Origin of the sequence: Streptomyces sp. NRRL F-6492, from assembly GCF_001280125.1 — a bacterium.
GTDB lineage: Bacteria > Actinomycetota > Actinomycetes > Streptomycetales > Streptomycetaceae > Streptomyces.
In genome coordinates this window covers 12,589-24,705 of sequence record NZ_LGEG01000221.1, presented here as the reverse complement: position 1 = coordinate 24,705, position 12,117 = coordinate 12,589, and the positions used below count along the sequence as shown (strand labels likewise).

At 73.7% G+C, this 12,117-nt stretch carries 10 protein-coding genes and 1 pseudogene; 9 read left to right on the top strand and 2 right to left on the bottom strand.

What is annotated here, in order from left to right; all coding sequences use genetic code 11:
* Window positions 1-116: 116 nt before the first annotated feature.
* The 4 genes from ADL08_RS19685 (at window position 117) to ADL08_RS19670 (ending at window position 5,011) form a co-directional block, all read left to right on the top strand.
* Window positions 117-1,361 carry an NADH:flavin oxidoreductase/NADH oxidase family protein gene (locus ADL08_RS19685; RefSeq protein ID WP_053644743.1) on the top strand — a complete coding sequence of 415 codons (1,245 nt, stop codon included), beginning with the start codon at window positions 117-119 and terminating at the stop codon, window positions 1,359-1,361.
* Between the two features lie 164 nt (window positions 1,362-1,525).
* Window positions 1,526-2,446 (top strand): acetoacetate decarboxylase family protein, encoded by a 921-nt coding sequence (locus ADL08_RS19680; protein WP_053644741.1) that lies wholly within the window; start codon window positions 1,526-1,528, stop codon window positions 2,444-2,446.
* A 15-nt stretch (window positions 2,447-2,461) separates the two neighbouring features.
* Window positions 2,462-4,057 carry a succinic semialdehyde dehydrogenase gene (locus ADL08_RS19675; protein WP_053644739.1) on the top strand — a complete coding sequence of 532 codons (1,596 nt, stop codon included), beginning with the start codon at window positions 2,462-2,464 and terminating at the stop codon, window positions 4,055-4,057.
* 339 nt (window positions 4,058-4,396) lie between these two features.
* Entirely contained in the window at window positions 4,397-5,011 is a 615-nt protein-coding gene (locus ADL08_RS19670; protein WP_053644736.1) for a TetR/AcrR family transcriptional regulator, read from the top strand.
* A gap of 33 nt (window positions 5,012-5,044) precedes the next feature.
* Here the strand turns inward: ADL08_RS19670 and ADL08_RS19665 are convergent, their stop codons facing one another.
* Together ADL08_RS19665 and ADL08_RS37240 are read right to left on the bottom strand one after the other, a co-directional pair.
* Window positions 5,045-5,818: a dienelactone hydrolase family protein gene (locus ADL08_RS19665; protein ID WP_053644734.1), complete on the bottom strand. Its 774-nt coding sequence runs from the start codon at window positions 5,816-5,818 to the stop codon at window positions 5,045-5,047.
* A gap of 266 nt (window positions 5,819-6,084) precedes the next feature.
* A pseudogene (locus tag ADL08_RS37240) lies at window positions 6,085-6,210 on the bottom strand (PucR family transcriptional regulator); the annotation flags it as partial.
* 380 nt (window positions 6,211-6,590) lie between these two features.
* On the opposite strand from ADL08_RS37240, the gene ADL08_RS19655 reads away from it, so the two are divergent.
* From ADL08_RS19655 to ADL08_RS19635, 5 genes are read left to right on the top strand one after another with little or no spacing between them, the layout of a single operon-like run.
* Window positions 6,591-7,850, top strand: coding sequence for an NAD(P)/FAD-dependent oxidoreductase (locus ADL08_RS19655; protein WP_234352194.1), 1,260 nt, complete (start codon window positions 6,591-6,593; stop codon window positions 7,848-7,850).
* Complete coding sequence (locus ADL08_RS19650) at window positions 7,847-8,653, top strand: DUF1365 domain-containing protein (RefSeq protein ID WP_234352193.1); 807 nt, start codon at window positions 7,847-7,849, stop codon at window positions 8,651-8,653. The genes ADL08_RS19655 and ADL08_RS19650 overlap by 4 nt, the downstream gene beginning before the upstream one ends.
* Window positions 8,650-10,014, top strand: a complete 1,365-nt coding sequence (locus tag ADL08_RS19645; protein ID WP_078967983.1) for an SAM-dependent methyltransferase — start codon at window positions 8,650-8,652, stop codon at window positions 10,012-10,014. The genes ADL08_RS19650 and ADL08_RS19645 overlap by 4 nt, the downstream gene beginning before the upstream one ends.
* On the top strand, window positions 10,011-11,297 hold the full coding sequence (locus ADL08_RS19640) for an SAM-dependent methyltransferase (RefSeq protein WP_053644730.1): 1,287 nt from the start codon (window positions 10,011-10,013) through the stop codon (window positions 11,295-11,297). The genes ADL08_RS19645 and ADL08_RS19640 overlap by 4 nt, the downstream gene beginning before the upstream one ends.
* The gene (locus tag ADL08_RS19635) at window positions 11,294-12,115 is read left to right on the top strand and encodes a DUF1295 domain-containing protein (RefSeq protein WP_053644728.1); all 822 of its coding nucleotides are present in this window, start codon (window positions 11,294-11,296) and stop codon (window positions 12,113-12,115) included. Before ADL08_RS19640 ends, ADL08_RS19635 begins: the two co-directional genes overlap by 4 nt.
* Window positions 12,116-12,117 lie beyond the last annotated feature (2 nt).

Here is a 12,117-nt window from a genome sequence, read left to right as displayed (position 1 = left end):
CGAGCCGCTCGTCTGCGACGCAGCCCACACCCCTCGATGTTTACGCTGATTACATCGATGCGCTAATGTAAGTGGTGCACACATCGTAGGCGATCACGAGGAAAGAGAGAATCCGTATGACCAGCGAGCTGTTCTCACCGCTGCCCCTGCGCTCCGGCCGGGTACTGAAGAACCGGATCGCGAAGGCGGCCATGGAGGAGAACATGGCCGGCGACGGCCAGCTGCCCGACGAGCAGCTGTTCAGGCTGTACCGGCGCTGGGCGGTCGGTGGCACCGGGCTGCTGATCACCGGCAACGTCATGGTCCACGCCGAGGCGCTGACCGGCCCCGCCGGCGTCGTCCTCGACGAGCACGCCCCGCTGGAGCCGTTCACCGAGTGGGCGAAGGCCGCCAAGTCCGGTGGCGGCGCGATATGGATGCAGATCAACCACCCCGGCCGCCAGGTCGCCTCCGACATGCCCGGCGTGGTGTGGGGCCCGACCGACATCGGCGTCAGCCTGGGCAAGCACAGCAGCCGCTTCGGCCGCCCGACCGCCATGACCCCGCAGCAGATCGAGGAGACCGTGGCGCGGTACGCCGTGACCGCGCGTCGCGCCGAAGAGGCGGGCTTCGACGGCGTGGAGGTTCACGCCGCGCACGGATACCTCCTCTCGCAGTTCCTCTCCCCGCTGGTCAACAAGCGCACCGACCAGTGGGGCGGGTCCCTGGAGAACCGCGCCCGGATGCTGCTCGACATCGTCCGTGCCGTCCGGGCCGCCGTCTCGCCCTCCTTCGCCGTGGGGGTGAAGCTCAACTCCGCCGACTTCCAGCGCGGGGGCTTCGACGCCGACGACGCCCGCCAGGTCATCGAGATGCTGGAACCGCTCGGCGTCGACCTGGTCGAACTCTCCGGCGGCAGCTACGAGAGCCCCGCCATGACCGGCCGCTCCACCGACACCCGTACGCAGGCGCGCGAGGCGTACTTCCTCGACCTGGCCAAGGACCTCGTCGGGACGAGCCCGCTGCCCCTGATGCTCACCGGCGGCATCACCAAGCGCGTGACGGCGGAGCGGGTCCTCGACAGCGGCGTGGCGGTCATCGGCATGGGCACCGCCCTCGCCGTCACCCCCGACCTGCCCGAGCGCTGGCGCCGGGATCGCGAGGCCGACCGCCCCATGCGACCGGTGACCTGGTCCGACAAGGCCCTCGCCTCCGCCGCGAGCATGGCCCAGGTCCGCCACCAGATGCGCCGCCTCGCCCGGGGAAACACCCCCAGGCCCGGCACCCACCCGGCGATCGCCCTGATCTCCGAACAGCTCAAGCAGCGCAAGGCCTTGCGCGGCTACCGCACCTGGCTGGCCAAGCCCCGGAGCGCGGCCTGAGCGGTGCCGCTCCCCCGGCACAGGGGGGACGAGGGTCGGGTGGAACCGGCGCGGGCCCTCGCCGTCCGCGGTCGTCCACAGAATCCCCGCCCCCCTCGCCGATGATGCGGACACGGCATTTCACAGTCATGCGTACACCCCTTACACGAGAGTGAGGAACCTCCATGCCCTCAGACCAGAAGGACACCGTCGAGGTCGACCTGGGAGGCCGCGAGGTCACCGTCCCCAGGGGCGGCCTGTACGACCGGTACCGCATGGCCCCCGACCTGGACGCGGTCGCCCGCGACCCGCGCGTCAGCGGCGTGGACTTCTTCCGGCGGCTGCCCAAGATCAAGGTCGACTCGCCGATCGGTCCCACGCTGACCCCGAACTTCTACTACGCGATGTCGTCCGCCCGGCTGACGATGCTCGCGCCGTCCCGTGCGATCCGCGCCCGGCTGCCCGAGGAGCTCTCGCCGCTGGAGGTCGCGCCCGGCCTCGGGCTCGTCTCGGTGATGTTCTTCCGCTACGACGTGTGCGACATCGACTTCTACACCGAGGCCGCCGTGGGCATCGCGGTCAAGCCCGCCCGGCACGGCGGGCTCGGCTTCTTCGACCTCGTCTCCGGCCTGAAGAACGAGCACCTGCACTCCTACGTCCTGTCCCTGCCGGTGAACTCGGAGATCGCCCGGGTCCGGGGCCACGACGGCTACGGCTTCCCCAAGTGGGTCACCGGCCTCGACGTCGACATCGACGACCACCGGACCACCGCGCGCGTGGCGAACGATTCCGGTGGGGTCGACCTGGCGCTCCTGGCGAACACCCCGACCCAGCGGGCTCATGCGAGCGGTGAGCGCGTCGGCTCGCTCACCTCGTACACGAAGATCAACGGCGCCTGGCACTCCACGCTGAACCAGACCAACGTGCTGAACGCCGGGACGACGCGCGGCACCAAGGGCGTCACCCTCCAGCTCGGCGAGGGGCGGATGTCCGAGGACCTGCGTTCGCTCAAGCCGAAGCGGACCATCCAGTTCGACGTCATGACCGAAGGTCAGGCCGCCCTCCACATGCCGGTCCCCACCTCGGTCCCGCGCCGCAGCAAGTAACAGAGGAGCCCCGCCATGGCCACCGCACCCGCCGTCCCGACGACCATCCGCGGCCCGGGCCTTCCCCCGACCGTCACCCCGGCCTTCCTCCAGCACCTGACCGCCCGGGTGTCGGCCGCGCCGAACGCCGCCCGGGTCACCACCAGCGCCCCCTACACCGGTGTCCCCCTGGCCGACTTCCCCGTCTCCACCCCGGAGGACGTCGAGGCCGCGTTCGCCCGGGCACGGGTCGCCCAGAAGACCTGGGCGGCCACGCCGCTCGCGGAGCGCAAGAGGATCCTGCTGCGCTACCACGACCTGGTGCTCGCCCGTCAGGACCAGGCCCTGGACCTGATGCAGGCCGAGAACGGCAAGACCCGCCGCGACGCCTTCCTGGAGGTCGTCGACATCGGGATCGTCTCGCGCTACTACGCGCGCAACGCCGCCAGGTACCTGGGCCCCAAGCGGCGCAGGGGCGCGATCCCGCTGCTCACCCACACCACCGAGCTGCGCCGCCCCAAGGGCGTGGTCACCGTCATCTCGCCGTGGAACTACCCGCTGAGCATGGCCGCCAGTGACACCATCGCCGCCCTGATGGCCGGCAACGCCGTCGTGCAGAAGCCCGACACCCAGACCGCCCTGACCGCGCTGTGGTCGATGGACCTGATGTACGAGGCCGGGCTGCCCGAGGACGTGTGGCAGATGGTGATCGGCCGGGGCGGCTCCATCGGCGGCGCGCTGATGGACCAGGCCGACTACATGATGTTCACCGGCTCCACCGCCACCGGGCGCCAGATCGCCGCCGACGCCGGCCGGCGCCTGATCGGCGCCTCCCTCGAACTCGGCGGCAAGAACCCGATGATCGTCCTGGACGACGCCGACATCGACAAGGCCGCCGAGGGCGCCGTCAACGCCTGCTTCCCCTCCGCCGGGCAGCTCTGCGTCTCCGTCGAGCGCCTCTACGTCGCCGAGTCCATCCGCGACGCGTTCGTCGCCGCGTTCACCGCCCGCACCAAGAAGCTCAAGATCGGCGCCGCGTACGACTACAGCGTCGACGTCGGCAGCCTCACCACCCCCGCCCAGCTCAAGACGGTCACCGAACACGTCGAGGACGCCGTGGCCAAGGGCGCCACCGTCCTGGCCGGTGGCAAGGCCCGCCCCGACCTCGGCCCGCTCTTCTACGAACCGACCGTCCTCACCGGCGTCACCCCCGACATGACGCTGCACTCCCACGAGACCTTCGGCCCCGTCGTCTCCCTCTACACCTACCGCGACGTCGACGACGCCGTCACCCGGGCCAACGCCACCGCCTACGGCCTCAACGCCAGCGTCTGGTCCCGCGACGGCGCCCGGGGCCGGGCCGTCGCCGCCCGCGTGCACGCCGGCACCGTCAACGTCAACGAGGCCTTCGCCGCCGCCTGGGGCAGCGTCGACGCCCCCATGGGCGGCATGGGCGACTCCGGACTCGGCCGCCGCCACGGCGCCGACGGCATCCTCAAGTACACCGAACCCCAGACCGTCGCCCACCAGCGCCTCCAGGGCTTCTACCCACCGGCCCGCGTCAGCCCCGAGACCTGGGCCACCCTCCTGACCGGAGCGCTCAAGGTCCTCAAGGCGGCCGGCGTCCGCTGAACGGAGGCTGTCGTACGGCAGCGGCCCCGGCCGGGCCGCGCCGCGAAAAGAGGGCGGGCCCGTCGACACGACGGGCCCGCCCTCTTCGCCCGATCGCCTACGGAGGCACCGACGCCCCCGGGGGGTGACGGCGAGGCCGGTGCGACCCGCGGCCCAGCGCCCGTACAGCATGGACATCCGTTCGTCGGGAAGCCGGCCGGGTCCCGCCGTGTTCTCCCCCGTGGCCACTTCGGCGATCCGGTTCCCGGTTCCCTCTTCCTTTTCGATCGCCTACGATGTATACGGCGTTCACATCGGAGAGGAAATGTGGGCACCATGAACATTAAGGATGTGCGACCCATGCCCCAGACCGGCACGTATCACCACGGCGACCTGCGGGCCGCCTGCCTGCGCGCCGCGCGTGAACTCCTGGAGGAGGACGGCAGCGCGGGCCTGTCGCTGCGCGCGGTCGCCCGGCGTGCCGGGGTGTCGGCCACCGCCCCCTACCGCCATTACGCCGACCGCGACGCGCTCGTCTCCGCCGTGGCCGCCGAGGGGTACCGCGAACTCGCCGAGCACCTGGCCGGGGCCCACCCCGCGCCCTCGACGCCCGACGAACTCGCCGCGGTGGCCGTCGCCTACGTGCGGTTCGCGCTGGAGCACCCGGCCCTGTTCCGGGCGATGTTCGCCGAACCCTGCGATCCGACCAGCGAGGAACGGGTCGCCGCGACCGCCGCCATCTCGGAGTACGTCCGCACCATCGTGCGGGCCACCTTCCCCGGCGTGGACGCGGACGCCCTGTCGACCACGGTGTGGGCCCTCGTCCACGGCCTGGCCTTCCTCCACCTCGACGGCAAACTCGACACCTCCACTCCCGAAGTGGTCTCCACCCAGGTCACCGCCGCCGTCCACGCCCTGTTCCACGCCGCCCCCGCGATGTCCGGGACGGCGGCCGCCGCGCGGGCGGCGGTCTGAGCCGCCGGTGCCGACCCGGTCCGGAGGGCGTGCTCAGCGGTAGGCGGGCAGGTGACGCCGGCCGCCGGAGCCTCGGCCGTCACGCAGGGTGCGGTCCAGGAGAGGGAGCAGGTGGTCCCAGTGGCGCTTCAGCCCGGAGGCGCTGAAGGCTTCGGTGTCGGACATGGTGAAGCCGTGGACGGTGCCGGGGTAGATCTCGGAGGTGTGCCTGACACCCGCGGCGTCCAGGGCCTGGTTGAGCTCGCCGAGGGCCTGGGGCGTCAGGTCGCTCTCGGCGTGGCCGAAGTGGACCTCGGCGGTGAGCTTCGAGAGGCTGTCGGGCCCGTCGGCTCCCACCGGGCCGTGGAACGCGGCGAGGGCGGCCACCCGGCCGGGGTGGGCCGCGGCGGTGCGCGTCGCCAGGAGGCCGCCGATGCAGTAGCCGGTCACCGCGACCGGACCGGCGTCGACCTCGGGCCGGGCGGCGAGGAACCCGAGGTAGGCGTCGGCGTCGCGCAGGACGCGTTCGGTGGTGTGCGCCTCGATCAAGGGCATCAGCCGGGCGAACACCGCGGGCCGGGCCTCTTCTCCGATGTGCTCGGGAAGCTCGATCACCGGGGCCGGGCCGTGCCGGTAGAAGAGGTTGGGGACGAGCACGTAGTACCCGTGCCCGGCCAGTTCTCGGGCCATCTCCCGCAGCACGGGCCGGATGCCGAAGCCGTCCGTGTACATCAGCACCCCCGGATACCGCTCGCCGCGGTCGGGAAAGGCGATGAACGCGTCGGCCCGGCCGTCCGCAGTGGGGATCCGCGACGTCTTGGTGGGCATGGGTCCTCCTGTCGTGGTTGATGTGCCGAGCCTCTGATCAACACGACGGAGGCGGAGCCCGCGCGGCAGTGCGAGGCCCCCCATCGGGCAACGGGCCCCCATCGGCCCTCGCGGCGCTCAGAAGAGCACCGGGTCACCGATCCGTGTGCGGCGCGATGCCATCCCGGTAGTCATCTCCCCAACATGGTCCACGAATTCGGGTACCTGGTACGACAACGTGACCACATGCGGGCCAGGGTGGGGGACGGGTCGCGGCGCCGCGCCTCGATCTGCCGCGGGCGGTAACGGGCCGTCCGGGGGTGCGCGCCGAGGCGATGGGCGACCTCCGGGGCCCCGCCGGAGATCGCGATCCAGGCGAGCAGCGTGCCGGCGAGACGCCGCGCCAGGTCGGGCAGCCGCGGCTCCCGGAGCGGGTCTCCGAGGGCCGCCGGTGCACGAGGTCGCGGGAGTTGGTGCACGGTGACGCCGGGAAGCCACTCGAAGGCGGAGGTGGCGATGCAGCGGTCGTCGTCCACGCGCGGGACGCCGGTCCACCCGGGCCGCCCGGGGCGACGTCCAGAGCTTCGGGCAGAACGCCGACGGCGACTCGGTCCACTACGAGCCGCGCAGCGGGAACCGGTTTCTGCCGGGGCCCGGCCGCGAACGGATTCACCGCGCGCTGCCGCTGACCGGAACCGGCCCCGGCAACACCTTCCAATCCGCCCGCCCCCCGGCTGCGAAGTACGGGTGAATCACGCCGCGGTCGCGGCGTGTCGGGTGGCGGGAGGTTCGGGTGGAACAGCGCAAGGTGGCAGTGGTCGGCGCCGGGGTGGCGGGGCTGACCGCCGCCTACGTCCTGTCCTCGTCGCGCGAGGTCACCCTGTACGAGGCGGACGGACGGCTCGGCGGTCACGCCCACACCCGGGAGCTGGCCGGGCCCGGAGGCCGGGCGGTGCCCGTGGACTCCGGGTTCATCGTCCACAACGAGCGCACCTATCCGACCCTGTTGCGGCTCTTCGGCGAGCTGGGCGTCACCACGCAGGACACCGAGATGAGCATGTCGGTGCGGTGCGACGGCTGCGCGCTGGAGTACGCGGGTGCCCGCGGCCCCGCCGGGCTCTTCGCCTCGCGCGGCGCCCTGCGCGGCCGTTACCTGCGACTCCTCGCCGAGGTCCCCGTCTTCCACCGCGCCGCCCGGCGCCTGCTGGCCCGAGGGGGACATCCGGGCACCACGTTCGGGGACTTCCTGCGCGACAAGGGCTTCTCCCCCTACTTCGTCAGCCACTTCGCGCTCCCGCTGGTGTCGGCGGTGTGGTCCTGCCCGGCCCGCACCGCCCTCGCCCACCCGGCCGCCTACCTCTTCGCGTTCCTCGACCACCACGGCCTGCTGTCCGTCACCGGGTCCCCGCAGTGGAGGACCGTCACCGGGGGCTCGGCCGCCTACGTGGACGCCGCCGCCAAGCGCGTCCAGCGCGTCCGCACCGCCAGCCCCGTCGCATCCGTCCGGCGGACCGGGGGCGGCGCGCTGGTCACCGTCCGGGGCGGCGCCACCGAGGCGTACGACGCCGTCGTCATCGCCGCCCACCCCGGCCAGGCGCTGCGGATGCTCGCCGACGCGACCCCCGACGAACGGCGGGTGCTCGGCGCCTTCACGTACTCCCGCAACCGCACCGTGCTGCACACCGACACCTCCGTCCTGCCCCGCTCGCCCCGCGCCCGGGCGTCCTGGAACTACCACCTGACCGGTTGCGACCCCTCCACCGACCCGGTGCGGGTCAGCTACGACATGCGGCGCCTGCAACGGCTGCCGGCCGGGGCCGAGTACGTCGTCACCCTCGGCGGCGACGACCTCGTCGCCCCGGACCGGGTGGTGGAGCGCATGGTGTACGAACACCCCGTCTACACACCGGCCTCGGTCGCGGCGCAGAGGGAACTCCCCGGTCTGAACACCGGGGTGACGGCGTACGCGGGCGCGTGGCACGGCTGGGGGTTCCACGAGGACGGCTGCCGCTCCGGCGTGCTCGCCGCCCGGGCCCTGGGCGTGCGGTGGTGACCGGCACCGGCCCGGCGACGCCCGCGCTGTACGAGTGCGTGGTCGCCCACGCGCGCACCGCGCCGCTGCGCCACTCCTTCCGGCACCGCACGTACCTGTGGTGCGTGGACCTCGACGCGCTGCCGGTGCTGCCCGCGCCGGTCCGGCCGCTGGCCCGGTTCGACGCCCGCGACCACTTCACGGGCCGTGCCGGGTCGATCCGGGCGGGCCTCGACGCGTACCTCGCCGACCACGGCGTCGACCTGGGCGGAGGACGCGTCGTGATGCTCGCGCACGCGCGGGTGTTCGGCTTCGTCTTCAACCCGCTGAGCGTGTACTGGTGCCACGACGCGACCGGCGCCCCGGTGTGCGTGGTGGCCGAGGTCCACAACACGTACGGGCAGCGGCACTGCTACCTGCTCCGCCCCGACGCCGGGGGGACCGCCGAGGCGGACAAGGCCTTCTACGTCTCCCCGTTCTTCGCCGTCGAGGGCCGCTACCGGATGCGGTTGCCGTCGCCCGGCGAGGAGCTGCGCCTGGAGGTGCGGCTGCGGACCGGGGACGGCGGTCCGTTCACCGCGACCGTGCGGGGCCGCCGGCGTCCCGCCACCACCGCCGCCCTGCTGAGGTGCGCGGTGCGCAGACCGTGGTCGACGGCCGCGGTGTGGGCCGGGATCCGCCACCACGGCATCCGCCTGTGGCTGCGCGGGCTGCCCGTCCTGCCCCGTCCCGGGAGCGGCCCGCCCTCCCGGGGCCCGTGCGCCCCGCCCGCCCCGCGCTCCCCGGCCCCTTCGCACGCCACGAAGAAGGACACCCTGCTGTGAATCCTCGTTCCCCCGTCTCCCCCGGCCGCGCCCGGGCTCCGCGGCCCGCCGTCCTCGTGCCGGCCCAGCCCGATCCGGCAGCGGCCGTGCGCGCCGCCGAAGCGACCGAAGCCGTTCACGCGGTCGACGCCGTCGACGCCGTGGACGCCGGCCGCTGGCCGGACGTGGCCCGGCTGCCGAAGGCGCGGCCCGGCCGGACGGCCCTCGCCCGCCACCTGGTGCGCAGGGCGCTGAAGGACCTGTCGCTCCTCGCGCCCGACGGCGGCGTCGCGGACCCCGCCGCACCGGCCCCGCCCCGGCTGACGCTCCACGCCCCGGACGCCTTCTACCGCAGGATCGGCGACGCCGGCCTGATCGGCTTCGGCGAGTCCTACATGGCCGGGGAGTGGGACAGCGACGACCTGCCCGGGGTCCTGACCCGCCTCGCCGCGCACGTCGACGACCTGGTGCCCGCCCCGCTGCGCGGGCTGCGGTCCCTGTGGGTGGCGGCCCGGCCGGCCGCCGACCGCAACACCCCCGACGGGGCGCGGCAGAACGTCCACCGCCACTACGACCTGTCGAACGACCTGTTCGCCACGTTCCTCGACCCGACCCTCACCTACTCCTCCGCGGTGTTCCACGCCTTCCCCGCCCGCTTCGCCTCCCTGCGGGACGCCCAGCACCGCAAGATCGACCGGCTCCTGGACCTCGCCCGGGTCGGCGCGGACACGAGGCTGCTCGAAATCGGCACCGGCTGGGGCGAGCTCGCCCTGCGCGCCGCGGCCCGGGGGGCGCGGGTCACCACCCTCACCCTCTCCGCCGAGCAGGCGGAGCTCGCCCGCGCGCGGGTCCGGGCGGCCGGCCTGGCCGACCGGGTCGACATCCAGCTGCGCGACTACCGGGACGCCGAGGGCCGTTACGACGCCGTCGTCAGCGTCGAGATGATCGAGGCGGTCGGGGCCGAGTACTGGCCCTCCTACTTCCAGACGCTGCGCGGTGCGCTCGCCCCCGGCGGCAGGGTCGCCCTCCAGGCCATCACCATGGGCCACCGGCAGATGCTGCACACCGCCGCCACCCACACGTGGATCAGCAAGTACGTCTTCCCCGGCGGCCTCATCCCCTCCCGCGAGGCCGTCGAGGAGCACTCCACCGCCGCCGGACTGCGCACCGTCGCCGACAACGGCTACGGCCTGCACTACGCGGAGACCCTGCGCCTGTGGCGGGAGCGGTTCACCGCCCGGCGCGGCGACGTCGCCGCCCTCGGCTTCGACACCGTCTTCCGGCGCATGTGGGAGCTGTACCTCGCCTATTCGGAAGCCGGGTTCCGCTCCGGCTACCTCGACGTCCGCCAGCTCCTCCTGACCGAAGGAACCCCCCGATGAGACCCGTCGCCGAACGTCTCGCCGAACTGCTCGGCCACTTCGTCACCGGTCCGCCGCCGGTGCGGCTGCACGCCTGGGACGGCAGCGCCGCCGGCCCCGCCGACGCGCCCCGCGTCTCGCTCCGCTCCCCCGCGGCCCTGCGCCGCCTGCTGTGGCAGCCGGGCGAACTGGGCCTGGCGGAGGCGTACGTCACCGGGGACCTCGACGTCGAGGGGGACCTCGCCCTGGCCCTGTCCCGGGCCGGGCGTGCCGTCCGGGACCAGGGGGTCGCCCGGCCGGGGCCGGCCGCTCTGGCGGCGGCCGGCGCCCTGGCCGTGCGCCTCGGCGCGGCCGGGCCGCCGCCGCGCCGCCCCGGCGGCCGCGCCCGGCTCGGCGGACGGCTGCACACCACGGGCCGCGACCGGGCCGCGATCAGCCACCACTACGACCTGTCGAACGACTTCTACGCGCTGCTGCTCGACGAGTCGATGGCGTACTCGTGCGGGTACTGGGCCCGTCCCGACGACCCGTCCTACGGTCTGGCCGACGCCCAGCGGGACAAGCTGGAGCTGATCTGCCGCAAGCTCGGCCTGCGCGCCGGGGACCGGCTGCTCGACGTCGGCTGCGGCTGGGGATCGCTCGCCGTCCACGCCGCCCGCGAGCACAAGGCCCGCGTCACCGCCGTCACCCTCTCCCGCGCCCAGCGGGACTTCGTCGCCGACCGGTGCGTGCGCGAGGGCGTGGCCGGTCTGGTGGACGTGGAGCTCGGGCACTGGCGCGACATCGACGCGGCGGGCTTCGACGCGGCGTCCACCGTCGAGATGGGCGAGCACGTCGGCGACGCCGAGTACCCGGACTTCGCGACGAAGCTGCACGGCGCGCTGCGCCCCGGCGGCCGGCTGTTCGTCCAGCAGATGTCCCGGGGGGCGAACGCGCCGGGCGGAGGGCCGTTCATCGAGACCTACATCGCGCCCGACATGCACATGCGTCCCGTCGGCAGGACCGTGGACGTGCTGGAGTCCGCCGGTTTCGAGGCCCGGCACGTCGAGTCGGTCCGCGAGCACTACACGCGGACCATCGACGCCTGGCGCGACCGGCTGGAGTCCGAGTGGCCCCGGTTCGAGGCGCTGGTCGGCACGACCACCTGCCGCGTGTGGCGCCTCTACCTGGCCGGTGCCTCCCTGGCGTTCTCGGAGCGGCGCATGGGCGTCGACCAGATCCTCGCCGTCCGCCCCACGCGCGAGGGCGGTTCGGGCATGCCGGACACCCCCGCCGCCTGGTACGGCCCGGACGGCCGGTCGTGAGCCCGCCCGACTGGGGCGCGCTCGTCCCCTGTCTCGCCGTGACGGCCGCCGTGGCGGGAGGGGTCCTGCTCGTCACGTTCGCCGTCGCCGTGCGCCTGGGGCTGCACCGCGTCGTGGACATCGCCTGGGGGATCGCCTTCGGCGCCGTCGCCGTCGCCGCCTTCGTGCTGTCCGACGGGCACGGCGACGACGGGCGGCGGCTGCTGGTCACCGCGGCCACCGCCGTCTGGGGGCTGCGGCTCTCGCTGCACATCGCCCACCGCTCCCGGGGCCACGGCGAGGACCCGCGCTACGCCGAGCTCCTCGACAAGGCGCCGGGGAACCGCACCTGGTACGCGCTGCGGAGCGTGTACCTGCTCCAGGCGGGCCTCGTCTGGCTGATCTCGCTGCCCGTGCAGCTGGCCGCCTTCAGTCCCTCGCCGCTGGGTCCGCTCGACGCCGTCGCGGTGGCCGTGTGGGCGGCCGGGCTGGTCTTCGAGGCCGTGGGCGACCGTCAGCTGGCCCGGTTCAAGGCCGACCCCGCGCACCGCGGCCGCGTCATGGACCGGGGGCTGTGGGCGTGGACCCGTCATCCCAACTACTTCGGCGACGCCCTCGTCTGGTGGGGTCTGTACCTGCTGGCCTGCACCACCTGGCAGACGGCCCTCGCCGGTCTCGTCTCCCCCGTCGTGATGACCCTGCTGCTGACCGTCGGCAGCGGCAAGCGCCTGCTGGAGAAACGCATGGCCGACCGCCCCGGCTACGCCGCGTACGCCGCCCGGACCAGCGGTTTCCTCCCCAGGCCGCCGCGTCGAACTCCCTCGCGGCACCGGAGGTGACG